The sequence below is a fragment of the Epilithonimonas zeae genome (assembly GCF_900141765.1).
GTDB lineage: Bacteria > Bacteroidota > Bacteroidia > Flavobacteriales > Weeksellaceae > Epilithonimonas > Epilithonimonas zeae.
The window spans coordinates 2234613-2257855 of the sequence record NZ_FSRK01000001.1 but is presented as its reverse complement, the minus strand read 5'-3'; the positions used below and the strand labels follow the sequence as shown (position 1 = coordinate 2257855).

Genomic DNA, 23243 nt, shown 5'->3' with positions numbered 1-23243 from the left:
GATCAAATAGAATAACTTAAAATTTCTTCAAAAAAACTTATGGAGTCTATATAGTTAAAATAAAATTTATAAAATTTATGTCAAAAGTTATATACATCACAGGCGGAACCAAGGGAATAGGTTTCGGAATTGCAGAAGTTTTATTGAAAAACGGTCACAAAGTAGCCATCAGCGGACGAAAACAAGAAGATGTGGACAAAGCTGTTTCGGAACTTAAAGTCATTTCAGAAAGTATTTTTGGAGTAAGTTCAGACGTTCGGAATTTTGCAGATGAAGAAAACGCAGTTTCCAAAATCACAGAAAGATTTGGCAAGCTGGATGTTGTTATCGCCAACGCTGGTTTGGGAGTTTTTAAGCCAGTTGATGAGTTAAGTATTGAAGACTGGAACGCGATGCAGGAAACCAATCTGACAGGTTGTTTCTATTCACTAAAAGCCTCGGTTGAAGAACTGAAAAAATCTCAAGGTTATTACATTACGATTGCAAGTCTTGCCGGAACTAATTTCTTTGAAAATGGAGCAGGTTATAACGCTTCGAAGTTTGGCGTTGTTGGTTTTACGCAGGCCGCAATGATTGACCTTAGAAAATATAATATTAAAGTTTCAACCATAATGCCAGGTTCAGTAGCGACTTATTTCAATGGCAATGTTCCTTCCGAAAAAGATGATTGGAAAATCCAGCCGGAAGATATGGGAAATCTTGTCCTCGATATGTTGAATATGAATCCACGAGTTTTGCCAAGCAAAATAGAATTCAGAGCAAGTCAGGTAAAAAAGTGAAATTTATTGATTTTTTGAAAATTCGATAATTTGACCCAGATATTTGTTAAGTCCAAATTCTGCAAAATTGGCTTCAAATGGATAAAATTATTTATAAAGAATCTAAATACCCTTTTATTAAAGCAGTTTTAGATGTTATTTAATAAATAACAATAAATTATGCATGCATAGTATTTTTTATATATATTAGCCAGACTTAGTAACATCAAATGTTATCGTTAAGATCGATTCTTATTGATAATTAATTAAAATATATTTAACAGATGAAAATATTAGTTTGTATCAGTAGTGTTCCGGATACTACAAGTAAAATTAATTTTACAGCAGATAAATCTGCTTTTGACAAAAATGGAATCCAATGGGTGATTAATCCATTAGATGAGTTTGCTTTAACAAAAGCTATAAAATTACAAGAATCTCAAGGGGCGACTGTAACAGTTGTGAATGTTGGAGATGCAGGAACAGAAGCAGTTATCAGAAAAGCTTTGGCAATCGGAGCGAACGATGCTGTAAGAGTTAACACAGAGGCGAAAGACAGCTTCTCTGTAGCAAAAGAAATTGCGAGAATTGCTCAAGATGGTAATTACGATTTGGTTCTGACAGGAAAAGAATCGATTGATTATAATGGTGGTGCTGTTCCGGGAATGGTTGCTCAGTTGTTGAATTATGCTTTCGTTAATGCAGCGGTTGGTTTGGATGTAAATGGCTCAGAGGCTACTGCAGTTAGAGAAATAGAAGGTGGTAAAGAAACGATTTCGGTTAAGTTACCAGCTGTTGTTGCAGGACAAAAAGGCTTGGTGGATGAAAAAGATTTGATTATCCCAAATATGAGAGGAATTATGTCTGCAAGAACAAAACCTCTCAATGTTGTAGAACCTTCCAATTCTGAAGTGAAAGTGGAAGCTGTTTCTTTTGACAGTGTTGCTCCAAGAGCAGCAGTGAAGTTGGTTTCTGCGGATAACCTAGACGAGTTGGTAAGATTACTTCACGAAGAAGCGAAAGTAATTTAATTCTTAATCCTTAAATCAAACAAAATGGCAGTATTCGTATACGCAGAAAATATAAACGGAGTTTACAAAAAAGCAGCATTTGAAGCAGTTTCTTATGCAAAAGCTATTGCAGGAAAAACTGGAGATTCAGTGACTGCAATTTCTATCAATCCTACAGATTCTTCTGATTTGCTTTACAAATATGGAGCAGATAAAGTAGTGAATGTAAAAGATGCAGGTCTTAAGAACTTCAGTGCTAAGGCTTATGCAGAAGCAGTTAACCAAATTGCTGACGGAAATATTATCGTTTTTCCTCATACAACAGATGCTTCTTCTGTAGCGCCAATGTTGGCAATTCAGAAAAATTATTCGTTGATTACGAATGTGATTGATGTTCCTGAAAGCACCTCGCCTTTCCAAGTTAAGAGAAAAGCTTTCTCTGGAAAAGGTTTTATGCACGCAAAAGCTGATGCAGATGGTGTGATTGTAACCGTTTCTCAAAATGCTTTCGGAGTTAAGGAAAATGCAGTTTCAGGTTCGGAGGAAGTGAAAGAATTGAGCATTGCCAATGAAGATACAAAAGTTATTAATCACGAGCAGTCTTCAGGAAAACTTGACCTTAAAGAAGCGGAAATCGTAGTTTCTGCCGGAAGAGGAATGAAAGGTCCGGAAAATTGGGGAATGATTGAGGATTTGGCAAATGTTCTTGGCGCAGCAACAGCTTGTTCAAAACCGGTTTCCGATATAGGTTGGAGACCTCATACGGAGCACGTTGGACAAACTGGAAAAGCAATTTCTCCCAATCTTTACATTGCAGTTGGTATTTCCGGTGCCATTCAGCATTTGGCAGGCGTTAACAGTTCTAAAACCATTGTTGTAATCAACAACGATGCAGAAGCACCTTTCTTCAAATCTGCGGATTATGGCGTAGTAGGAGACGCTTTCCAAATTATTCCTGCATTGACAGAGAAAATCAAAGCATTGAAAGCTTAACCTAATTTTCATAAAAATATAAACCTGGGTCATTGATTCAGGTTTTTTTGTTATAATAAGTTTCATTATTTGGGCAGCTTTATCCGCCTTCCGCTCCCACTTTTTTCTTTTTTGACAAAAAAATAAAAAGAGCTCCGTTCAAACCTAACGAAGTGGTTCATCGATTCAAATAAAAAAATAAATGTAATTGAGATAAGTCGGGCTGCTGCAATTCAACGCTTTAAGGATTCGGAAAGTGAAATACTGAATTATTTAATGATTTTATAACCTAAACAATGTAAAAATCAACAAATCCTAAATGAAAATTAACAAAAAATTTTATATTTGCTAAATGGATTATAAAAAATTAATCATTAGAGGGATCTCATACAGCCAGACTCAATCGGGAGCTTATGCGCTGTTGTTGGAACATGAAGAAACATCGGTCAAATTACCAGTTGTTATCGGGAATTTTGAAGCGCAATCCATTTCTTTAGGATTAGAGAAAGATATCAATCCGCCTCGTCCTTTGACGCACGATCTTTTCGCTCAGTTCGTAAAAAATACAGGTTTTAAACTGGAGTCTGTTATTATTTATCAAATCAAAGACGGCGTTTTCTTCTCCAATATAAATTTCAAAAATCCGTTAACAGAAGAAGAACTGATTTTGGATGCAAGAACTTCTGATGCGGTTGCAATGGCTGTTCGTTTCGATTCGCCTATTTATACGACTTCAGATGTTCTGAACGAAGCTGGAATTTTATTAGAACTCGAAGAAACTCAAAAAGTAGGAGTAGAAGAAGAGGAAGAAATTTCAACAGATTTCAATGATCTGTCAGGTGTTTCTTTGGAAGAATTAAACCAATTGCTGAATGATGCGGTAAAAGAAGAAGATTATGATACAGCACTCAGATTGCAGGAAGAAATCAAACGCAGAAATAAAAAAATAGAATAAATATATATTATCATTTTAAGATATGAATTTAAAATTACGACTGACAATACTTAGCTTTCTTCAGTTTTTTGTTTGGGGAGCTTGGCTAATTACAATGGCTAACTTCTGGTTTGGAACAAAACATTGGGACGGCGCTCAGTTTGGAGCGGTTTTCGGAACAATGGGTATTGCCTCGATTTTCATGCCAACGATCACAGGAATTATTGCTGACCGTTGGGTGAATGCAGAAAGAATTTATTCTGTTTTACAAATTTTATATGGCGCGGTTCTTTTTATTTTACCTCACGCAGAAACGCCAAACTCATTTTTCTCCATAATGTTGGTTGCAATGTGTTTCTATATGCCGACAATTGCATTAACCAATTCGATTTCATATACAATTCTGAAAAACAGTCATTTGGATGTTGTTAAGGATTTTCCACCCATCAGAGTTTGGGGAACTGTAGGTTTCATCGTCGCCATGTGGATTACGAATTTAACAGGTAACAAGGCTACAGAAGGACAGTTTTATATTGCTGGTGTAGCTGCAATTGCTTTAGGTATTTACGCATTAACATTACCAAAATGTCCACCTCAAAAATTAATTGATAAAAACGCACCGCTTTCTGAGCAATTAGGTTTGAATGCCTTCAAATTATTCGGGAATTTTAAAATGGCACTGTTCTTTTTATTCTCAATGTTATTGGGTGCTGCATTGCAATTGACTAATGCTTACGGCGATGTTTTCCTGAGTGAGTTTGCTCATTTTCCAAAATATGCGAACTCAATAGTTGTTGAAAAATCAACGATAATTATGTCAATTTCTCAGATTTCGGAAACCTTATTTATTTTGGCAATCCCGTTTTTCCTGAGAAGATATGGTATCAAAAAAGTAATGTTAATCAGTATGCTGGCTTGGGTTCTTAGATTTGGACTTTTTGCTTACGGAGATCCTGTGAATGGACTTTGGATGATTATCTTATCTTGTGTGGTTTACGGGATGGCATTTGATTTTTTCAATATTTCGGGTTCTCTTTTTGTGGAAACTACGACAGATAAAAAGATCAGATCATCTGCTCAAGGTTTGTTTATGATGATGACCAATGGTTTTGGAGCTGTTTTGGGAAGTTACATTGCAGGTTGGGCTATTGATAAGTTTTTCACGATTAAATTTACGACAGCTTCAGAGTTATCATCATACTTAGAAACTACTCCAACAGATTCTACCTTCATAGAAATTTTGAAAAATTCTTTTAACGCTGTAGTTAATCCGGATGGGACTTTATCTAATGTAGTAATGGTGAAAAACTGGCCACATATCTGGCTTTATTTTGCAGGCTATGCTTTGATTATTGCTGTTTTATTTGGCGTATTTTTCAAGCATAAACATTCTGCGGAAGATGTTAAAAATATAACGCACTAATCTTTGGGCGAATATTTGATAATAAAATAATAAATAAAAGAAATGAAAAAATTAATCATAAGTACTCTGGCGGTTTCTACTTTAATTGTAGGATTAATTAGTATGAATAGTTGCAGCAAGGTCGAGGATATAATAGATGATATTACCATTCCGGTTCCATTTTCAATTCCGTTTGATGTTGAAACTACAATTCCTTTTGCTGTAACAACAGAACCAATCAAATATCCTGCAATCCCTCTTAATCTTGATTTAGATGCAAAAATCAGAGAGCAGTTTAACGGAGCGACGATTGATAATGTAAAATCTGCAAAGTTGTCTAGTTTTGTAGTGAATTTTGTTTCTTCCTCTGATTCAGATTCGATTAAATTAGATAAAGTTCAAGATGCGAAGATCTATATCAAAACACCTACTCTTGCAGAAATTGAAATTGCAGCAGTTGTTAATAATGTAAGCCCGACGGCACTTAATTTTACACCAGCAGATAAAGAGTTGATGGAATATTTGAAATCCAAAGATGTTTCTATTGCATTAGAATTAAAAGGTAAAGAGTTGGAGCCAGTTGTAACTCAAATGAAAATAAGGATCAATTCAGGTTTTAAAATTCAAGTAGGATTATAAAATAAAAGATGACTTAACGGTCATCTTTTTTTGTGTAATCTTCATAAGGATTCTCTTGTGAGAAGAGGATATTTAGAATCATTCCTATAATGACTATAATATTAATGATGACTTGGATAAGGTTATGAATTGGAAGCCCAATAAAAGGATTGTAAAGCAGTGCAAGAACAACAAAGATTTTGACATCCAAAGAATCTTTTCTTTGAAACGCATCATAAGCTAACCAGCCAAATCCAGCAAACAACCCATAACCGGAAAGTCTGTAAAACATGTAAGGCATTTTTAAAAAACACAAGATAAGAACGGCTATCAAGATTAACTTTAAAAGCTGATTCATATTATCGATTTGTCGTAAAAATACTAATTAAATGTTTATAATTTAAATTTTTGATATAATTTTTGATTAATTATTAATATTTGTGTTTTATTGTAATTGAATAATTAGTCTTAATCAATAAATTATATTTATTCGAAAATCAAATTATTTTGGATGGCAAGAGATTTAAGTTCTGTTTCTTCCCATTCTTTTTGAGCGTCACTTTTTAATGTGATTCCACCACCTACAAACAGAAAAGCATAATTTTTAAAGAAGCTGGCACATCTAAGATTTACGAAGTAATAAATAAAATCTTCAGTTTCTACCTTGATATAGCCTGCGTAAAATTCTCTGTTAAAATGTTCGATACTCTTGATACCTTGCGCACAAAGTTCTTTTGGAAAGCCACAAACGGCTGGCGTTGGATGTAATTCAGAAATAATTTTATCCAGACTTTCCGGACTTATTTCTGCAGAAAAATCAGTTTTCAAATGTTTGATGTTTCCTGAAATCAAATCTTTTGTTGAGGAAACCTTAAGGTTAGAAGAGAATTTTCTAAGAATGGACTGAATATATTCTGTAACGGCTTTTTGTTCTTCTATTTCTTTATCAGTCCAGTTTTCATCCAGTGGAAGCGTTCCCGCAACACTCATTGTTTCAAAAGAATTATTTCTCTTATCGAATTTTCCTAAAATCTCAGAAAATCCTCCCATCCAAATTTCACCATTTTTTTCAAACAAATAGCAGAAAGCAGAAGGGTAGCTGTCGCAGAATTTCAGAAAACTTTTTGTTAAAGACAATTTTTTTTCAGAATCGATGTCAAGATACATCAGTAGTTTTCTTCTGGAAAGAACTAGTTTTTTAAGCTCATTTTTCTCAATAAAATCTTTTGCCTGAGAAATTTTTAAAGCGTAAGATTCTTGAGTTTCTTTACCGATTTCTATTAATGAACTTTTACTTTTTGGTGAAATATTTTGTTCCTCGATTTCTTTTTTTGATATTTCTTTGATAGAACCTTTAAAATCCAAAACCGTTTTGGTGTCAAAGCTTACGAACGAAACCAGCTTTTCCTGAGAATTCTCTATTGTATAAAAGGAATCTGAATCAGGTAATTTGAAAATGAGCATTATTCTTAAAAATAAATTAGACTTTCCCTACTGGGACAATATTATTGGTCATCGTTGTATGATTAATCAGATTTCCTTTCTCATCTCGGATTTCTATTTGCGAAACATGCATCGTATTTCCTTTTCGGATAAATGTTGCCGTTCCTTTCACAACTCCTTCTCGTATTGCTCGTAGATGATTACTGTTGATGTTAGTGCCGACAGGAACCGATTTCGTAACATCCAGATTGATCAATGAAAGGCAAGAGCCCAAAGTTTCTGCCAGAACGCAGCTTGCCCCGCCGTGCATAATTCCATAAGGTTGATGAACTCTAGAGTTGACAGGCATTGTGGCAGAAAGATGTTTATCAGAAACATCTGTGTAAATAATGTCTAAAGTTTCTCCAAGTGTATTTTTACTTGCTTTATTTAATTGGTCTAATATTTCGATTTTTTTAGCTTCGTCCATTTATTAAAATTGAAAATTAATAAGATAATTAATTCCTATCGATTAGTATATTTGTGGATTCCAGTTTTCCGGAATTTTCGGAGTAATGTCATATTTGATATAAAAATCTTGGATTTCCTGCATAATTTCTTCATAAGTATGTGTTTCCAATTTTTCATAAGGGATTTTATAACCCAAATTGATGGTTTTTCTTTTATAATCGCCGCCAGCTAAAACAATCGGTACTTTTGCTGCTAAAGCCATATTATAAAACCCTTTTCGCCACTTTTCTACACGGCTTCTTGTTCCTTCCGGCGTAATTACAAGACTGAAATCATCTTTCTTGAACTCGTTAGCTACAAAATTTATAAGATCATTTTTCTGAGATCTGTCGATCCCAATTCCACCGATACTCTTTACAATACTTCCGTACCATGCTTTTGTATGAGCATCTTTGATAATGATTTTTAGTTTTTTTCCTAAAGTCCAATAGGCTAGATTACCAAGTAGATATTCACTATTGTGGGTGTGAGGTGCAACTACCAGAATACATCTGTCAAGATTGCTGGCATCGCCTTGGAGAACAACTTTCCACCCAATGATTTTAAGAATAATTTTTGCTAATATTTTTTTCATAGATTAATTTTCATTTTAGATTGTCAGAAAATGCAATTTCATAGACAAAAAAATAAAGTATAACCGCTGGCTATACTTTACAAATTTACAAAATATGTTTATTTTTTAAGAAATATCTGGATATTCTTTACAGTCTAAAATAGGCTACTGATAAAATCGACTAACTTGATTACGATTTCTATAACTAATTGTATCATTTTTTTGTGGTTTTGGTGTTAGAAAATTATTTCTGAAACAAATTTAATAATTATTTTGTTTAATATTGATTTTAAGTTTAAAAATTTGTGAATTATTTAATTATTTTTAGGATAAATTACAGCTGTGGTCAAATCTAAAGGATTGTAACTTTTCAAAATATGATTTTGCATCACTTTTGCCATTTCTTTGAATTGGTCTTTGCTGGTAATTTTAGTGCCTCCAACTTGGAACGTTCCTGGTGGTACATCATCGAATTTCTCTCTCAGTTCTTTCATTGGATCATTGTAAAACTGTAGCATCATTTTGTGCATATCAGTAATTTTCAGATTCAGCGGTTTTTTCCCTCCAAAACTTTCCAAAAAGTCTGATGTATCATAGGTTTTTTCTAGTTTTTGACTTCTAACTAACTTGAAAATGAAATTATCATTGTTATCATTCAACTCAAATATTAATCCAGGTAAACCTCGGAATTTATAAGGCCCTTCTGAAATATTAATATCCTTACAAAACCAGGCAGTCCATTCTCTTCCTCCAAAATCCGTAGTTGCTTTTTGCAAAGTATATTGCCCGGAAGTTTTTGTTTCGTTTTTAAGTTTCCAATCCATTTTGTCTGAGGTTTGGTAAGAAAAATAGTCCATCATCATCTCGTAATTGGTGTTTTGATAAGAATTTTTCTTTCTTGTGATGACAGGTGATCCGGTCCAGTTGTAATTTCGTCCCCCTTTTTTGTTGATAGAATCATTCAAAACACTTTCATAATCATAGAACTTTACATCGGTTGGATTGATGTCCAGAGCCATATTCACGTTTCTGTAATTGGTAGAAGAGGAGTCAGGTTTGAATTTGTACTCGTAAATAAAACGATGCGTTTGTGCTTTTGATAGATTGGTGAGGAATATCAAAAGTAAAAAAGTATAGAGTTTCATATTAATATAAATTTTATTTAACATAACTTTTGTAATTCTCCACAATAAGTTTTGCAACTAATTCCGGATTTTGGTAATGTATGCCATGAGAATATTTTGGTAGCAGAATGATTTTGCTGTTATCGTTATCTTTGATCAGGTCAGAAAAATGCTCTATTCTGAGATTATCATATTCTTTCCACCAAGCTTTAAAATTGATTCCCAAATTTAGATTTTTGTTCATCTCTTCATCCGGAGTTTCAATATATTTGTTGTACGAAATGATAACAGTTGTAGCAATCTTTTTATTCAGTGCTGGCAGATCTGTATATTCAATAAAAAATCCCTTAGAATTGGAGTTTAATGCTCTTGCCGCATCGTTTCTGGTTCCCTGGCTAACATTTTTATTCTGTGACAGTGATTTTATTATGATAGTAGAAATTTCCTGATATCCAGTTTTGCTTTCAGATTTTATCTTTGCTCTTTCATCTTCCTCTTTTGTTAACATAAAATCTGTTGGGTCTGATAAAACAAGGCCGGAGACCTCGTTTGGAAACTTTGCTGCAAATAGCCTGATGTAAGGTCCCCCAATAGAATGTCCAACAAGCAGGTATGGAGGTTTTATGTTGAGTGATTGCAACATACTATGCAGTCTTTCTACAACCTGAGAATCTGAGAGGATCTTAGAATCAGCTTCAGAATTTCCAAGTCCATTTCTTTCATATTCTATTCCTCCAATGTTAGCTGGTAGATACGGGAGGATCGGATCGAAGGTGCCACCTCCTAATCCAGCTTCGAACACCAAAATAGGTTCTCCATCTTTTCTGTTTTCAAGATTAAAAGTTTTGTAAGACATTTTTTTACCTTCAACAGATACGAGCTTACTACCGTTATGTTGAGCCGAAGTTGGTAAATAACCAATTATCAAAAGTAAAAAAGGAAAGAGTCTCATATTAAATTTTGTGATTCGATGGTTTTAAAGAACTAGGAGAAAAGCGGAGATCCGAAGATCTTTTGACCCGCTTTTCAACTAATCCACTCTCAATTTTTAATTAGTTTTAATATGGATTTCTTTTTTGCCATCTTTGATATTGATGTTCATATCTTTGATGCTTTTTTTCACCTGCTGGTCAATTTTCATTCTTTCCAGAACGATATCTGCAGAATCTTTGGAGTAGTTTTTACCATTGATTTTTACACTGTCACTTTCATCGGAATTATATTCGATAGTTGTTCCGTTGATTTTGATTTTATTTTCTTCAACAGTGATTCCATTATTGTTATAGTTATCATCTTCGTGGTCATCCTCATTTTGTCCATCATCGCCACGGGTGCTTACTTCATATTCTTTTTCATTAATAACTTTCATTTTAGATGGAATTACCAACTCATAATCTAATCTGTAATCTCTGAATCTGTATTCATAAGGATATTCGAAATAATTTGGAAGAAGAATTCTATTACCTCTGATCTCCACAGGAACTTTCATCTTAAGAGGCTGGTTGTAGCCGTCTGCTTCTTTCTTAATGATGATGTAAGGTGTTTTGATATCTTCTCTTCTTGTAATTTCTACACTTGGCCAATCTCTTTTATAAATTGTTGCTTTATCAGAATAGATTTTACCAAAGTATGCTTTGAAGTTTTCAGGAATTGCCACTTTCTTGCTGTCAAGATAAATCGTGTCGTTTGTAGCAGAGATAGAGATATTTTCATAATCTTCATTTTGTCCACTATATCTGAAGTTGAAACTAGATGCGCTTGCAGCCAAAACTCCGATTAAAATAATCCAGATAATTCCTAATGTTCCAAGCACTGGCCCAACATAATTGAATTTTGATTTTGGAGAGAATAATTTGATTGATAATAATAAGAACGCAACTCCGAAGATAATAGTTGGCAAGGCTGCAATTGCAAGCAACAGATAACCAAGATTGTTTTCTTCCAGATAGAATCCTAGATTATTGTCCATCCCGAATTTGTCAGAACCATATGCAAACATCATTGCGAATAATCCGATGAAACATCCTGCTGCCATCAATGCTAGCAAAATAGCAAGACAATATTTCAGAACTTTCAAGAAAGAATCTCCTGCAGAACCGATTTTCGGACGATTCTCGTTATAGATTTCTCCTGCTCTTGTAGTTGTCTCATTGGCAAACTGTACTATTTTGCTGGATTCTTCCTTTAGGTTATCAAAGTTTAAAGGCTTTCCTTTCATCTTCAAAAAGTCAGAAGCTGATTCTGCTTTTGGTAAAACGGCCCAAAGGATGAAGTACAAAATCACTACCAAGAAAGATGAGCCCGGAGCGACCCAAAGGAACAAAAATGCACCAACCCAAATCAACCTCATCCAAGTGATATCCATTCCAAAATATGATGCTAAACCTGCACAAACTCCTGCAATTTTTTGTTTTTCCGGGTCACGGAACAGTTGTTTCTGAGAATTGCTGCTGTAACTGCTGTAGCTTGTAGAAGACTTTGATTTACTTTGTTTTCCTTCAGAGAAATATGCTTCTTCCTGCTCATCGATTTGTTCAGGTGTTCCGATTTGAGCAATTACTTTTTCTACGTCAGAGTCGTTGATAACTTCTCTTTTAGAAAGTACTTCTTTGAAAATCTCGACCATTCGGATTTCAATATCGTGCATTACTTCGTCTGCTTCCTGAGCGTCTAGAGAATTTCTCAAGGCATTCAGATAATCGCTAAGCTTGATATAAGCGTGTTCATCTATCATAAAAGAGAACCCTGCGAGTGCTATAGATAATGTCTTGTTCATAATATTAGTTTTGAGAGTGAGAGTTTGATGTGATTTGGTTGACGGAATCTGTCAATTCCTGCCAAGTGGTTTGTAATTCTGCTAGGAAGAGACTTCCTTTTTCAGTAATCTGATAATACTTTCTTGGCGGTCCGCTTGTAGATTCTTCCCATCTGTAAGCGAGGAATTCGCCGTTTTTCAATCTTGTAAGGAGAGGATAAAGAGTTCCTTCCACTACATCCAGTTTTCCTTTTTTGAGAGATTCTATCAGGTCGGAAACATACATTTCGCGTTGTTGGATAAGGCTCAAAATACAGAATTCCAGAATTCCTTTACGCATTTGCGCTTTTGTGTTCTCGGTATTCATATTAATTGTTTGGTTAAAATTCAAATAATTATAAAGTTTAATGTTCTTGCTTTCTCATTTTTTAAGTCGGCTTCAAACTCGCTTCTCTAACTTTACATTGCAAAGATATATAAATAGAATGGTATTATGCAATACAAAGTAGTAAATATTTTTTAATTTTATATTTAAGTATTTGATTTTCAGTAATTAAAATTTTAATCCAAAAATTGTTGATTATTAAAATATATCAGATTAATTTTAAAAATGGACTTTTAAACAAAGTCTATTCGGACGTTTAAACAAAATTGATGAAGATTATGTGGTTTAATTTTGCTTTAATAAAATATTTAAACAATGAACAATTATCAAGGCACATTACAAAAGCCGATTAATTCTGGCTTTAATGCAAAATCAACAACAGAAGACGTAATCAAAGGAATTGATCTCGAAGGAAAGATTGCAATTGTAACAGGAGGAAATACAGGAATCGGATTGGAAACTGTTAAAACCTTATCAAAAGCTGGTACAACTGTAATAGTTCCTGCAAGAGATATTGAAAAAGCAAAAAGAAATCTAGCAGGAATTCCTAATGTAGAACTGGAAGAATTAGATTTGGCTAATCCTGATTCGATAGATAAGTTTGCTGAAAAATTCTTAGAATCGGTGAGACCACTTCATTTATTGATTAATAATGCCGGAATTATGTGGGTTCCGCTTCGCAAAGATAGTCGTGGTTTCGAATCTCAATTGGCTGTCAATTATTTGGCTCATTTTCAGTTAACAGCGAGATTGTGGCCCGCATTGAAAAAAGCAAACGGCGCAAGAGTAGTGAATGTATCTTCCGGCGGACATCAATTTTCAGATTTCAATTTCGAAGACCCAAATTTTCTCAATCGAGAATATGAAACATTGTTAGGTTATGGACAATCAAAAACTGCAGTCAATCTTTTCTCGCTGGAATTGGATAATCGTGCAAAAGAATTCAAAGTGAGAAGTTATGCTTTATGCCCGGGCGCAGTCGGAGAAACCGAATTATCGAGAGAAGCGCCTTTGGATTTATTTCAAAAATTAGGTTATGTTGATTCTGAAGGGAATTTATTGCCGGAAGTTAAAGCTTCTCTGAAAACCATTCCCCAAGGTGCTGCAACAACAGTTTGGTGTGCGACAAGTCCTTTGCTTAATGATTTGGGAGGAGTTTATTGTGAAAATGTTGATGTTGCACAATTGAGTTCTGATGTCTCGATTATCGGAGGCATCAAAACTTATTCTTTGGATGAGACCAATTCAAAAAGATTGTGGAAGCTAAGCGAAGAAATGATAGGAATGACATTTGAACTGAGTTGATATTTGTAACTTTGTGTGACAAGCAATATGGATTATCAAGTCAATTATATCAACCCGGAAATTAAACTTTCCTGTTATGAAGGTAAGTTGTTCAAGACAGAAGCAGCATTCGACGACCATTTGCTGGTTTGGCTGATTTCCGGTGAAACAAAAATTATTCAGGCGGATGAGAGTTTTGTGTTTGGAGCAGGAAGTACTTTTTTGATTCCTAGAAATCAGTTGGCAACAATCATCAATTATCCAAAAGATGAATTGCCTCACAAAGCTGTTGCAATGCATTTGTCATCAAAAAGACTTAGAGAATTTTACACAGATAATCCCATAAAATCAAAAATTGTAACAGAAAAAATCATTAGTTTCGAAAAACATCCGTTGTTGGAAAGTTGCCTCGCTTCACTGATTCCGTATTTTGAGATGCAGAATAATTTCCCGGAAAATATTGCGTCGCTGAAAATCAATGAAGCGATTAATATTCTCAGAACAATTAATGGAAATATAGATTCTGTTCTGAATAATTTTGATGAACCCGGAAAAATTGATTTGGTGGCTTTTATGGAAAAGAACTATATGTTCAATATGCCGCTGGAGAAATTCGGATATTTGACTGGCCGTAGTTTAACGACTTTCAAAAGGGATTTTTACAAAGCTTTCAACTCCACACCGCAAAGATGGCTGACGAAAAAACGGCTGGAATTAGCGCATTATGAAATTGCCGAGAAACATAAGAAACCTGTTGATGTCTATTTCGAAACCGGATTTGAAAATCTGTCCCATTTTTCTTTTGCTTTCAAAAAACAGTTTGGATATGCACCGAAAAATTTGGTTAAATCGTTATCGATTCTATGAAAAATCTAAATTAATCTAAAAATAATTGAATAAAAATTGGCAGGTGAGAAATGTTTTCATACTTTCGTTAAAGATTTTACAAGACAATGAATTTCACATTCACAACAACAACGATTTCTACAACAACTACAATTAGTAGTTGCAGAAAGGTGTGTTTGTGATATTGAAAAAAATAAATAATTAACAAAAGCCTTTCTGATTTCAGAAAGGCTTTTTTGTTTTTAAAATATAACTAATGAAAATTTTAAAATTTGGCGGAACTTCAGTCGGAAGTGTGGAGGCTTTACAAAATGTGAAGCTAATTGTAGAAAAAGAATTTAATAAAAAGGAACCTTTAATCCTGGTCTGTTCCGCTTTGTCAGGAATTACGAATGCGCTTTTATCGGCATCAGAAGAAGCTTTGAAACAAAACGATTTCTCAGAAATCCTGAAATCTGCGGAAGAAAAACACTATCAGATTATTTCGGAATTATTGCCAAGAACAGCTCAGAATCCATTGTTGATGATGGTGAAAGTAAGTTTCAATGAGATTGAAGATGTTTTATTCAGCGTTAAAAATCTTGGCGAATTATCAGACAGAATCAAGGATAGACTGCTTTCTTACGGAGAACAGATGTCAAGCAAGATTGTTTCAGCTTTTCTTCAATCTGAAAGTTTCCCTGCGGTTTTCCAAGATTCAAGAGAATTGATTGCAACGGATTCTCACTTCGGAAATGCGAATGTTGATTCTAAAAACACAAATGAAAACCTCAAAAACTGGAAATTAGAAAATCAAATCTATGTTGTTACGGGTTTTATTGCAAAAGATAAAAATGATGATACAACAACTTTGGGAAGAGGAGGTTCTGATTACACTGCTGCAATTCTGGGGTCTGGTTTGAAAGCGGACGAAATCCAGATTTGGACAGATGTTGACGGTTTCTTAACGGCTGACCCAAGATTAGTAAAGAATGCATTTTCTCAGTCAGAACTCAGTTATCAGGAAGCGATGGAAATGTCCTATTTCGGTGCAAAAGTGATTTATCCACCAACAATGATTCCTGCCATTGAAAGTCAGATTCCGATTTACATTAAAAATACTTTTAAGCCGGAAAATGAAGGAACTTTGATTCATCAAAAATCTGAAATTTCAAAAGGTTTAATCAAAGGAATTGTTTCTATCGAGAAAACTTGTCTCATCAATATTACCGGAAACGGAATGATTGGAATGAAGGGTTTAAGTGGGAGATTGTTCAATGTTTTGGCGCGGTATGACGTGAATATTATTCTCATTACGCAGGCAAGTTCGGAACACAGTATTTCGTTTGTGGTTGCTTTTGATGATGAGAAAAAAGCGAAAACAGCAATCTATGAAGAATTTGATTTTGAAATCAATTCCAACAAAATTGATGAACCGCAATTCGATAATGAATTAAGCATTCTTTCTGTCGTTGGCGAGAATATGAAAAAAACGAGAGGAATCAGCGGTAAATTTTTCAGTGCTTTGGGTAAAAACGGAATCAACATTATTGCGATTGCGCAAGGTTCATCTGAGCTCAATATTTCTGCCGTGATTGAAAGAAATGAACTTTCAAAAGCGCTTAATGTTGTTCACGATTCGCTATTGCTTTCACCTGTAAAAACCTTTAATGTTATGTTTGCAGGAACAGGAAATATCGGAAAAGAATTGTTCCGACAATTGGAAAGAGAACAGAAAAATCTCGAAGAAAACCATCAGATTAAAATCAATGTTGTGGGAATCACCAACAGTCGGGAAATGAAAATTTTCGATAATCCGGAATCTAATTTTGATTTCAATAATAACTTTAGTAATGATTTACAAAAATCAAATTTAAAAGAATTTATAAACTACATTTCAGATAAAAATTTACCTAATTTAGTTTTTGTAGACAATACTTCCAGTGAAGATGTTGTTGCAGAATATCCGTTGTTATTTAACAATAATATCTCGATTGTAACTTGCAATAAAAAAGGAAATTCTTCGTCTTACGAGCAATACAGTAAGTTCAAAAGATTGGCAAAAAAGAACAATGTGAGTTTCTTATACGAGACTAATGTTGGAGCCGGACTTCCTATCATCAAAACACTAAATGACCTCTGGATTTCCGGTGATGAAATTCTGAAAATCGAAGCGATTTTGTCAGGAACAATTTCTTATATTTTTAATAATTATGTTGGCGGTAAAACTTTTGCTGAGGTTGTAAGAACTGCTCAGGAATTAGGTTACACAGAACCGGACCCGAGAGATGATTTGAACGGAATGGATTTCTCCAGAAAGATGCTGATTTTGGGAAGAGAAATCGGATTGCCGTTGGAAATGTCTGATGTCAATATCAAAGATTTCCTTCCGGAAGCTTGTCTCAAAGCTGAATCAATTCCTGTATTCTACGAAGAGCTGGAAAAACACGAACCTTACTTTTCATCTTTCAAAAATGAAGCGGAAAGTTCTGGAAGAAAACTGAGATTAATTGGTGTTTTAGAAGACGGAAAAATCAACATCGAAGTTCAGATTGTAGATGCTAATCATCCATTCTTTGGATTGTCCGGAAGTGATAATATCATTTCGTTCACGACTTCAAGATATAAAAATACACCGTTGGTTGTGAAAGGTCCGGGCGCAGGTGCGGAAGTTACAGCAGCTGGTGTTTTTGCAGATTTGGTAAGAGTTACAGCGCAATAATAATTACAGTTATGGCTCGCTGATTATGCAAATTTTGCAGATTCAAGAATTTAATTTAAATATCTGCAAAATCATTTAAATCTACGAGAGAAAAAATTAATTATTCATTTTTAATTATTTATTAGATGAGAGATACTATAAAAGTTTTTGCTCCGGCTACAGTTGCTAATGTAGTTTGCGGTTACGATGTTCTCGGTTTTGCGATACAAGAACCCGGCGATGAAATTATCTTGAAAAAGAACGATTCCAATCAAATCGTCATTACAAAAATCGAAGGCGATAACGGGAAACTTCCGAAAGACCCAAACAAAAATGTGGTTTCACACGTCATCCGATTATTTCTTGAAAAAATAAATTCTAATCAAGGAATTGATATCGAATTATATAAAAAAATGCCACTCAACAGCGGAATGGGTTCCAGTGCAGCGAGCAGTGTTGCTGCTTTGGTTGCAATTAATGAATTGATGGGGAAACCGTTTTCCAAACAAGAATTGTTGCCTCTTGCAATGGAAGGAGAACGAATTGCTTGCGGAAATGCACACGCCGATAATGTTGCTCCGGCACTTTTGGGCGGCTTGGTTTTGGTCAGGAGTTACGAACCATTGGACGCGCTCAAACTGCCTTATCCAAAAGATTTGTCGGTGGTTTCAGTTCATCCGCAAGTAGATGTTCCGACAGGTGAAGCCAGGAAAATTATCAAGGAAAGAATCAGTCTCAAATCTGCTGTTCAGCAGTGGGGAAATGTTGCCGGTTTGGTTGCCGGATTTTGCAACAACGATTTGGATTTGGTAGGTCGAAGTATGGAAGATGTTATTATAGAACCGGTTCGCGCGATGCTGATCCCGTATTTTTACGAGATGAAACAGTTGGCTTTGGATAACGGTGCGATTGGTTTTGGGATTTCCGGTTCCGGTCCGTCGGTTTTTGCGTTGTGTGAAAAGAAGGAAATTGCGGAAGAAATTTCACAAAAAATCAAGGAATTACTCAATCAGAAAAATATAGAAAGCGAAGCATTCGTCACTAAAATCAATGGCGAAGGTGCGAGAGTTATTTAAAAGTCAAAAGTTGGAAGCTGGATGTTAGAAGTTTTTTTAACATCCAGCTTCCAAAACCCAACATCTAACAAAAATAAAATGAAATACATATCAACAAGAAAACAAGAACAAACCAATATAAAAACAGCTATTCTAAAAGGTTTAGCAGATGACGGCGGACTTTTTATGCCGGAATATATTCCACAATTGGATTCTGAATTTTTTGAAAATTTACCCAATTTAACGTTGCAGGAAATTGGTTTTCGAGTGGCAAAAGAATTTCTCGATGAATCCATTTCCGATGACAATTTGAAAGAGATCATCGATGAAGTTTTAAACTTTGAAATTCCTGCAGTGAAAATTTCAGAGGATATTTATTCACTAGAGTTATTTCACGGACCAACAATGGCTTTCAAAGATGTTGGCGCAAGATTTATGGCAAGAATGATGTCTTACTTCTCTGGAGGGAAACCAATGAAAGTGATTGCAGCAACTTCTGGAGATACGGGAAGTGCAGTTGCGTCTGGATTTTTCGAAGTGCAGGGAATCGAGGTTTATATTCTTTATCCGAAAGGAAAAGTAAGTCCGTTGCAAGAAAAACAGCTTACAACTTGGGGTGGAAATATCAAAGCTTTAGAAATCGATGGAACTTTTGATGATTGTCAGGCTCTGGCAAAACAAATTCTGTCCGATGAGGAACTGAATCGAAAATTCACTTTAACATCTGCGAATAGTATTAATATCGCAAGATTGATTCCTCAATCTTTTTATTATTTCTGGGCTTTTGCTCAATTACAAAAATTAGGAAAACCAATTGTTTTCTCTGTTCCGAGTGGGAACTTTGGGAACTTGACAGCGGGGCTTTTTGCCAAGAAAATGGGATTGCCTGTTCATCAATTCATCGCTTCAACAAATTCAAATGATGTCGTTCCAAATTATCTGGAAACCGGAAATTACGAATCAAAACCTTCAAAGCAAACCATCAGCAACGCAATGGACGTTGGCAATCCAAGCAATTTTGAAAGAATGAAAAGTCTTTTCAATAATGATGTTTCAGAATTCAAAAAAGAGATCGAGTCTTATTCTTTTTCAGATGAAGAAACAAAAGATACGATGATTAAAGTTAAGAGTGATTTTGGCTATACTTTGGACCCACATGGCGCAGTTGCTTATCTTGGTTTAGAAAAATATTCTAAGAAATCGAATGAAGATTTTGTTGGTGTTTTATTAGAAACAGCCCATCCTGCAAAGTTTGTAGAAGTTGTAGAAGATGTTCTGAAGGAGGAAGTTACCATTCCAGAGAAATTAGAGGCATTCAATAAAAGAGAAAAGCGATCTGTGGAATTTTCTGTTGATTTTCAACAGGTGAAAAGTTATTTGATAGAAGAGAGGTGATAATTTTTGATTTACAGTTTCTAATCCGAAAATAAATCCTATCTTTGCACCCGAATTACATAATAATCATTAAACAATATTGGAATGTATTTAACAACAGAAAAAAAAGCAGAAATTTTCGCAAAGCACGGTAAATCTGCACAAGACACAGGGACTGCTGAAGGACAAGTTGCTCTATTCACTTTTAGAATCAACCACTTGACTCAGCACTTGAAAGCTAACCACAAAGACTTCAACACAGAAAGATCTCTTGTAAAGTTAGTAGGTAAAAGAAAAGCTCTTTTAGACTATTTGAAGAAAAAAGATATCAACAGATATAGAGCAATCATCGCTGAATTAGGAATCAGAAAATAATTCCAAGCTCACGCAAAAAAAATTAAAGCAACTCAATTTGAGTTGCTTTTTTATTTTGCGATTATTGAGGTGGATTATAATATTTTGTTTTTAAATTCTCAACTTTCAAAATATCGCATCCTAAAATGAAAGTTCTGTAAGCTGGTTTGTCATGATAATAAGAAATTTGATCTTGAAAATATTCAATATTCATCTCAATAAGAATATTTGCTAACCGTTCTGCTTCATTTTTGTCGAATCCAAAACCTATACAATGCGTTTTCGCCCATTTATCCGTATTTAATTGATTGTATATAAACTCAATAATTTCCTGTTCAGTTCGGAAGGTTTTAAGTATGTTTTTTTCTCCTCGTTCAGTATAATACCAATGAAAAATAGATCCGTTTTTTTCGATTCCAAAACCTTCCCAAATAAGACTTTCATTAATAGAGTAATTATTGAAATTATAGCAATTATTCTTCATCCAATTTTCTAGCTCAATTTCGGTTTGTGGAATCATTGATTTAATTTTATAATTCAAATCTAATAAAAAGCAACTCGACTTGAGTTGCTTTTTTATGTTTTTATCTAATATTTTTAGGCTTGAACAACCTCAGACTTCCTAAAATCTTTAAACAGAAAATAACCACCAATCAAACTCAATAAAATAAACAATCCAAAACTTATCAAAGAGAATAATTTCCCTTTTTCGATAACAGCTGGTTCAAATTTCATTTCGATTTTATGTTTTCCTGCAGGAACATAAAGGGCTCTCAAAAGGTAATTTGCTTTGATGTGATCCACTTTGTTTCCGTCCAAATAAACATTCCAGCCGTGTGGATAATAAATCTCTGAAAATACAGCCAATTGAGGCGTTTTAGAAGATGAATCAAATGATAATTCGTTTGGCTGATATGTTTTTAAATCCAAATAAGCGGTTGAATCTTTAACCAAATTTTTTCCGTTGAAATAAGCTTTGTCATCTTTAGAAATCACAGCAATTTTTTTAGTATCAAAATTTCCGGTTTCGTTAATTTCTTCATTTGGATTATTTACAAATTTTACATCAGAAACAAACCACGCATTGCCATTAGCTTCAGGATTGGGTGTGATTTCTGGTTTTTGCTGGTCGCCAACTAAGAAATATTTGGTGTTCAGCATGTTCAGGATTCTAACTGTTTTCACTTGGTCGGTTGTTGAGAAATATTTGTTGATTAAATCATCATAACGTCTCAATTTAACAGCGTGATAACCACCAATTGACGATTTGAAATAAGATGTATTAGTCTCGCTGAAAGTTGAGAGAATATTATTGAAAATTCTGTAATGGTCTTTATCTTTTTCAGCAATCGTTTGTAAAGCTTTATTAACTTCAGTCTGTTGCAAAAGACTTTGAACAAAAGAATCGTTGCCGGCTTTACTCATCAGATATTCCGAATTTTCTGTCTGAAACGGCGAATCAGCAAATGTTTTATCAACAAAATTATCATCGTTCAGATAACGTCTGTTAACTGTCCAAAGGTCAAACAAACTCACGAATCCGATAATTAATAAAACGATATTGACGTTCAGTTTTTTCTTTAATCCTAAAAATAATGCACCTGCTGTAATCAAAACATAAATAATTGCTTTGATTGCATCAGCTTGGAACATTGATGCTCTTTCGCCTACCAAATAATCCAATAAAAATGGTGGAAGATAAGTTTTCTCAGTCGCTGTGTAGAAGCCTAAAATTCCTTTTCCGAAAAGAGTCAGAATCAGTGTGATTCCTAGAACCGTTCCTGAAACATAAATCAAAGTTTTCTTTTTATATTCTTCGGTCAGATTTTCATCAGTAAAGAATTTGTACAATCCAAGAATCGCAATAAGCGGGAACAAAAACTCAACAACCACCAAGATAGAAGACGGTGCACGGAATTTATTATATAAAGGAATATAATCAATGAAAAAATCTGTCAGGATTGCGAAATTACTTCCCCAGGCCAATAAAACGGTCAAAATCGACGCGCCTAAAATCCAATATCTGTACTTTTTTCCGGCAAAGAAAAACCCTAAAATCGCCAAGAAACAAACAACGGCACCTTGGTAGGCTGGTCCAGATGTGCTCGGTTGGTCGCCCCAATAAGTCAGGCTTCCAAAACCTTTCATCATCATTTCGTATTCTTGCTGGGATTTGATATTTTCCTGAGCTAATTCCTGTACGTGTTCCATCATTTTGTCTGAACCTGGTTCCTGACTTCCTCCTCCCATTAATCTCGGAATGAATAAGTTAAGTGTTTCTAATTTTCCGTAGCTCCACATTGTGATGCTTTCTTTGTCCATTCCGGATTTTCCTGCTGTATGGGAACCTGTATTTAGGATTTGTTTTCCACGAACGGTTTCTTTTACATATTCGGCATTGGCCATAATTCTTTGGGAATTCATTCCAACACCAATGATTACTGCTAATCCCACAATTCCGGAGGAAATTAGGAAATGTTTCCATTCAATTTTTCCTTTGATGGCTCTTATCAATTCGGACAGGAATAAGAATCCTAATCCAAGAAACAAATAATAAGTCATTTGTGGGTGATTCGCACAAATCTGCAAACCGGCAAAAAGCGCTGTAACAATGAATCCGAGAATGTATTTTTTTCTAAAATAAACGAGTATAATTCCGGCTAAAAGTGGTGCAAAATAAGCAATGGTATGAACTTTTCCATTGTGTCCGGCGGCGATAATTATATAAAAATAAGTTGATAATCCGAAGAATGTTGCGCCAAGCAAAGAATATTTCCAATTCCTAACGGCAACCATTCCTAAAAAGAAAAACCCTGCAAACAATAAGAACAGATAATTCGCAGGTTTTGGAAGAAACAAAAACAAATCATCAATTTTTTTGATGATATCACCACGGAATTGTGCCCCGGTTTGATAAGTCGGCATTCCGCCAAACATTGCGTCGCTCCAATACGTTTCGTTTTCGTTATTTGCACGGTATTGCAAAAGTTCTTCTGCACCACCTTTGTAAAATACGATGTCGTGCTGCATCAATCGCTTTCCTGAGATAACAGGATTTGCGTAAACCACCGCCAGCAAAATGAATAGAACAAGACTTGCAAGAACGAATATTAGATTTTTATTGTTTTTGAACATACAATGATTGCTTTAAATTTTCGAATTTCAAATTTAATATTAAAAAACCTT

22 protein-coding genes are annotated in these 23243 nt (G+C 34.6%); 12 read left to right on the top strand and 10 right to left on the bottom strand.

Going from position 1 to position 23243, the window contains the following annotated elements; translation table 11 throughout:
* Positions 1-77: 77 nt before the first annotated feature.
* The 6 genes from BUR19_RS10345 (at position 78) to BUR19_RS10320 (ending at position 5715) form a co-directional block, all read left to right on the top strand.
* Positions 78-779, top strand: a complete 702-nt coding sequence (locus BUR19_RS10345) for an SDR family oxidoreductase (RefSeq protein WP_074235250.1) — start codon at positions 78-80, stop codon at positions 777-779.
* A 263-nt stretch (positions 780-1042) separates the two neighbouring features.
* Positions 1043-1789 carry an electron transfer flavoprotein subunit beta/FixA family protein gene (locus BUR19_RS10340; RefSeq protein ID WP_074235249.1) on the top strand — a complete coding sequence of 249 codons (747 nt, stop codon included), beginning with the start codon at positions 1043-1045 and terminating at the stop codon, positions 1787-1789.
* Between the two features lie 24 nt (positions 1790-1813).
* The gene (locus tag BUR19_RS10335) at positions 1814-2761 is read left to right on the top strand and encodes an electron transfer flavoprotein subunit alpha/FixB family protein (RefSeq protein WP_074235248.1); all 948 of its coding nucleotides are present in this window, start codon (positions 1814-1816) and stop codon (positions 2759-2761) included.
* A 331-nt stretch (positions 2762-3092) separates the two neighbouring features.
* On the top strand, positions 3093-3695 hold the full coding sequence (locus BUR19_RS10330; protein WP_074235247.1) for a bifunctional nuclease family protein: 603 nt from the start codon (positions 3093-3095) through the stop codon (positions 3693-3695).
* Between the two features lie 22 nt (positions 3696-3717).
* Entirely contained in the window at positions 3718-5097 is a 1380-nt protein-coding gene (locus BUR19_RS10325; protein WP_074235246.1) for a nucleoside permease, read from the top strand.
* A gap of 42 nt (positions 5098-5139) precedes the next feature.
* Positions 5140-5715: a hypothetical protein gene (locus tag BUR19_RS10320; RefSeq protein ID WP_074235245.1), complete on the top strand. Its 576-nt coding sequence runs from the start codon at positions 5140-5142 to the stop codon at positions 5713-5715.
* A gap of 13 nt (positions 5716-5728) precedes the next feature.
* Here the strand turns inward: BUR19_RS10320 and BUR19_RS10315 are convergent, their stop codons facing one another.
* The 8 genes from BUR19_RS10315 to BUR19_RS10280 all read right to left on the bottom strand — a co-directional run bounded on the left by BUR19_RS10315 (position 5729) and on the right by BUR19_RS10280 (position 12446).
* Positions 5729-6052 carry a DUF6804 family protein gene (locus BUR19_RS10315; RefSeq protein ID WP_074235244.1) on the bottom strand — a complete coding sequence of 108 codons (324 nt, stop codon included), beginning with the start codon at positions 6050-6052 and terminating at the stop codon, positions 5729-5731.
* A 128-nt stretch (positions 6053-6180) separates the two neighbouring features.
* The gene (locus BUR19_RS10310; RefSeq protein ID WP_074235243.1) at positions 6181-7158 is read right to left on the bottom strand and encodes a chorismate-binding protein; all 978 of its coding nucleotides are present in this window, start codon (positions 7156-7158) and stop codon (positions 6181-6183) included.
* 16 nt (positions 7159-7174) lie between these two features.
* The gene (locus BUR19_RS10305; RefSeq protein WP_074235242.1) at positions 7175-7606 is read right to left on the bottom strand and encodes a PaaI family thioesterase; all 432 of its coding nucleotides are present in this window, start codon (positions 7604-7606) and stop codon (positions 7175-7177) included.
* A gap of 42 nt (positions 7607-7648) precedes the next feature.
* Positions 7649-8221 carry a 1-acyl-sn-glycerol-3-phosphate acyltransferase gene (locus BUR19_RS10300; RefSeq protein WP_074235241.1) on the bottom strand — a complete coding sequence of 191 codons (573 nt, stop codon included), beginning with the start codon at positions 8219-8221 and terminating at the stop codon, positions 7649-7651.
* Positions 8222-8514: 293 nt separating this feature from the next.
* Complete coding sequence (locus BUR19_RS10295) at positions 8515-9345, bottom strand: GLPGLI family protein (RefSeq protein WP_074235638.1); 831 nt, start codon at positions 9343-9345, stop codon at positions 8515-8517.
* 13 nt (positions 9346-9358) lie between these two features.
* Positions 9359-10276, bottom strand: coding sequence for an alpha/beta fold hydrolase (locus BUR19_RS10290; protein ID WP_074235240.1), 918 nt, complete (start codon positions 10274-10276; stop codon positions 9359-9361).
* A gap of 96 nt (positions 10277-10372) precedes the next feature.
* On the bottom strand, positions 10373-12100 hold the full coding sequence (locus BUR19_RS10285; protein WP_074235239.1) for a PspC domain-containing protein: 1728 nt from the start codon (positions 12098-12100) through the stop codon (positions 10373-10375).
* Positions 12101-12104: 4 nt separating this feature from the next.
* Positions 12105-12446 carry a PadR family transcriptional regulator gene (locus tag BUR19_RS10280; RefSeq protein ID WP_027382663.1) on the bottom strand — a complete coding sequence of 114 codons (342 nt, stop codon included), beginning with the start codon at positions 12444-12446 and terminating at the stop codon, positions 12105-12107.
* A gap of 333 nt (positions 12447-12779) precedes the next feature.
* Between BUR19_RS10280 and BUR19_RS10275 the strand changes: the two genes are divergently transcribed.
* The 6 genes from BUR19_RS10275 to rpsO all read left to right on the top strand — a co-directional run bounded on the left by BUR19_RS10275 (position 12780) and on the right by rpsO (position 20078).
* Positions 12780-13769 carry an SDR family NAD(P)-dependent oxidoreductase gene (locus BUR19_RS10275; protein ID WP_074235238.1) on the top strand — a complete coding sequence of 330 codons (990 nt, stop codon included), beginning with the start codon at positions 12780-12782 and terminating at the stop codon, positions 13767-13769.
* A 27-nt stretch (positions 13770-13796) separates the two neighbouring features.
* Positions 13797-14615, top strand: coding sequence for a helix-turn-helix domain-containing protein (locus BUR19_RS10270; protein ID WP_074235237.1), 819 nt, complete (start codon positions 13797-13799; stop codon positions 14613-14615).
* A gap of 235 nt (positions 14616-14850) precedes the next feature.
* Complete coding sequence (gene thrA, locus BUR19_RS10265) at positions 14851-17295, top strand: bifunctional aspartate kinase/homoserine dehydrogenase I (RefSeq protein WP_074235236.1); 2445 nt, start codon at positions 14851-14853, stop codon at positions 17293-17295.
* Positions 17296-17420: 125 nt separating this feature from the next.
* Positions 17421-18350, top strand: coding sequence for a homoserine kinase (locus BUR19_RS10260; RefSeq protein WP_074235235.1), 930 nt, complete (start codon positions 17421-17423; stop codon positions 18348-18350).
* Positions 18351-18428: 78 nt separating this feature from the next.
* Positions 18429-19724 (top strand): threonine synthase, encoded by a 1296-nt coding sequence (gene thrC / locus BUR19_RS10255; protein ID WP_074235637.1) that lies wholly within the window; start codon positions 18429-18431, stop codon positions 19722-19724.
* 84 nt (positions 19725-19808) lie between these two features.
* Positions 19809-20078 carry a 30S ribosomal protein S15 gene (rpsO, locus tag BUR19_RS10250; RefSeq protein WP_072999133.1) on the top strand — a complete coding sequence of 90 codons (270 nt, stop codon included), beginning with the start codon at positions 19809-19811 and terminating at the stop codon, positions 20076-20078.
* 61 nt (positions 20079-20139) lie between these two features.
* Here rpsO and BUR19_RS10245 read toward each other — a convergent pair whose 3' ends face one another.
* Positions 20140-20577: a hypothetical protein gene (locus tag BUR19_RS10245; RefSeq protein WP_074235234.1), complete on the bottom strand. Its 438-nt coding sequence runs from the start codon at positions 20575-20577 to the stop codon at positions 20140-20142.
* A 77-nt stretch (positions 20578-20654) separates the two neighbouring features.
* Positions 20655-23192 carry a YfhO family protein gene (locus BUR19_RS10240; protein WP_074235233.1) on the bottom strand — a complete coding sequence of 846 codons (2538 nt, stop codon included), beginning with the start codon at positions 23190-23192 and terminating at the stop codon, positions 20655-20657.
* Between the last annotated feature and the right edge of the window lie 51 nt (positions 23193-23243).

What these genes read in the sequence shown, in the direction of transcription:
- BUR19_RS10315 (WP_074235244.1), bottom strand. Translation starts at nt 6,052, where the DNA reads ATGAATCAGCTTTTAAAGTTAATCTTGATAGCCGTTCTTATCTTGTGT.
- rpsO (WP_072999133.1), top strand. Translation starts at nt 19,809, where the DNA reads ATGTATTTAACAACAGAAAAAAAAGCAGAAATTTTCGCAAAGCACGGT.
- BUR19_RS10310 (WP_074235243.1), bottom strand. Translation starts at nt 7,158, where the DNA reads ATGCTCATTTTCAAATTACCTGATTCAGATTCCTTTTATACAATAGAG.
- BUR19_RS10330 (WP_074235247.1), top strand. Translation starts at nt 3,093, where the DNA reads ATGGATTATAAAAAATTAATCATTAGAGGGATCTCATACAGCCAGACT.
- thrA (WP_074235236.1), top strand. Translation starts at nt 14,851, where the DNA reads ATGAAAATTTTAAAATTTGGCGGAACTTCAGTCGGAAGTGTGGAGGCT.
- BUR19_RS10240 (WP_074235233.1), bottom strand. Translation starts at nt 23,192, where the DNA reads ATGTTCAAAAACAATAAAAATCTAATATTCGTTCTTGCAAGTCTTGTT.
- BUR19_RS10245 (WP_074235234.1), bottom strand. Translation starts at nt 20,577, where the DNA reads ATGATTCCACAAACCGAAATTGAGCTAGAAAATTGGATGAAGAATAAT.
- BUR19_RS10340 (WP_074235249.1), top strand. Translation starts at nt 1,043, where the DNA reads ATGAAAATATTAGTTTGTATCAGTAGTGTTCCGGATACTACAAGTAAA.
- BUR19_RS10290 (WP_074235240.1), bottom strand. Translation starts at nt 10,276, where the DNA reads ATGAGACTCTTTCCTTTTTTACTTTTGATAATTGGTTATTTACCAACT.
- thrC (WP_074235637.1), top strand. Translation starts at nt 18,429, where the DNA reads ATGAAATACATATCAACAAGAAAACAAGAACAAACCAATATAAAAACA.
- BUR19_RS10260 (WP_074235235.1), top strand. Translation starts at nt 17,421, where the DNA reads ATGAGAGATACTATAAAAGTTTTTGCTCCGGCTACAGTTGCTAATGTA.
- BUR19_RS10305 (WP_074235242.1), bottom strand. Translation starts at nt 7,606, where the DNA reads ATGGACGAAGCTAAAAAAATCGAAATATTAGACCAATTAAATAAAGCA.
- BUR19_RS10320 (WP_074235245.1), top strand. Translation starts at nt 5,140, where the DNA reads ATGAAAAAATTAATCATAAGTACTCTGGCGGTTTCTACTTTAATTGTA.
- BUR19_RS10325 (WP_074235246.1), top strand. Translation starts at nt 3,718, where the DNA reads ATGAATTTAAAATTACGACTGACAATACTTAGCTTTCTTCAGTTTTTT.
- BUR19_RS10345 (WP_074235250.1), top strand. Translation starts at nt 78, where the DNA reads ATGTCAAAAGTTATATACATCACAGGCGGAACCAAGGGAATAGGTTTC.
- BUR19_RS10275 (WP_074235238.1), top strand. Translation starts at nt 12,780, where the DNA reads ATGAACAATTATCAAGGCACATTACAAAAGCCGATTAATTCTGGCTTT.
- BUR19_RS10335 (WP_074235248.1), top strand. Translation starts at nt 1,814, where the DNA reads ATGGCAGTATTCGTATACGCAGAAAATATAAACGGAGTTTACAAAAAA.
- BUR19_RS10280 (WP_027382663.1), bottom strand. Translation starts at nt 12,446, where the DNA reads ATGAATACCGAGAACACAAAAGCGCAAATGCGTAAAGGAATTCTGGAA.
- BUR19_RS10295 (WP_074235638.1), bottom strand. Translation starts at nt 9,345, where the DNA reads ATGAAACTCTATACTTTTTTACTTTTGATATTCCTCACCAATCTATCA.
- BUR19_RS10285 (WP_074235239.1), bottom strand. Translation starts at nt 12,100, where the DNA reads ATGAACAAGACATTATCTATAGCACTCGCAGGGTTCTCTTTTATGATA.
- BUR19_RS10270 (WP_074235237.1), top strand. Translation starts at nt 13,797, where the DNA reads ATGGATTATCAAGTCAATTATATCAACCCGGAAATTAAACTTTCCTGT.
- BUR19_RS10300 (WP_074235241.1), bottom strand. Translation starts at nt 8,221, where the DNA reads ATGAAAAAAATATTAGCAAAAATTATTCTTAAAATCATTGGGTGGAAA.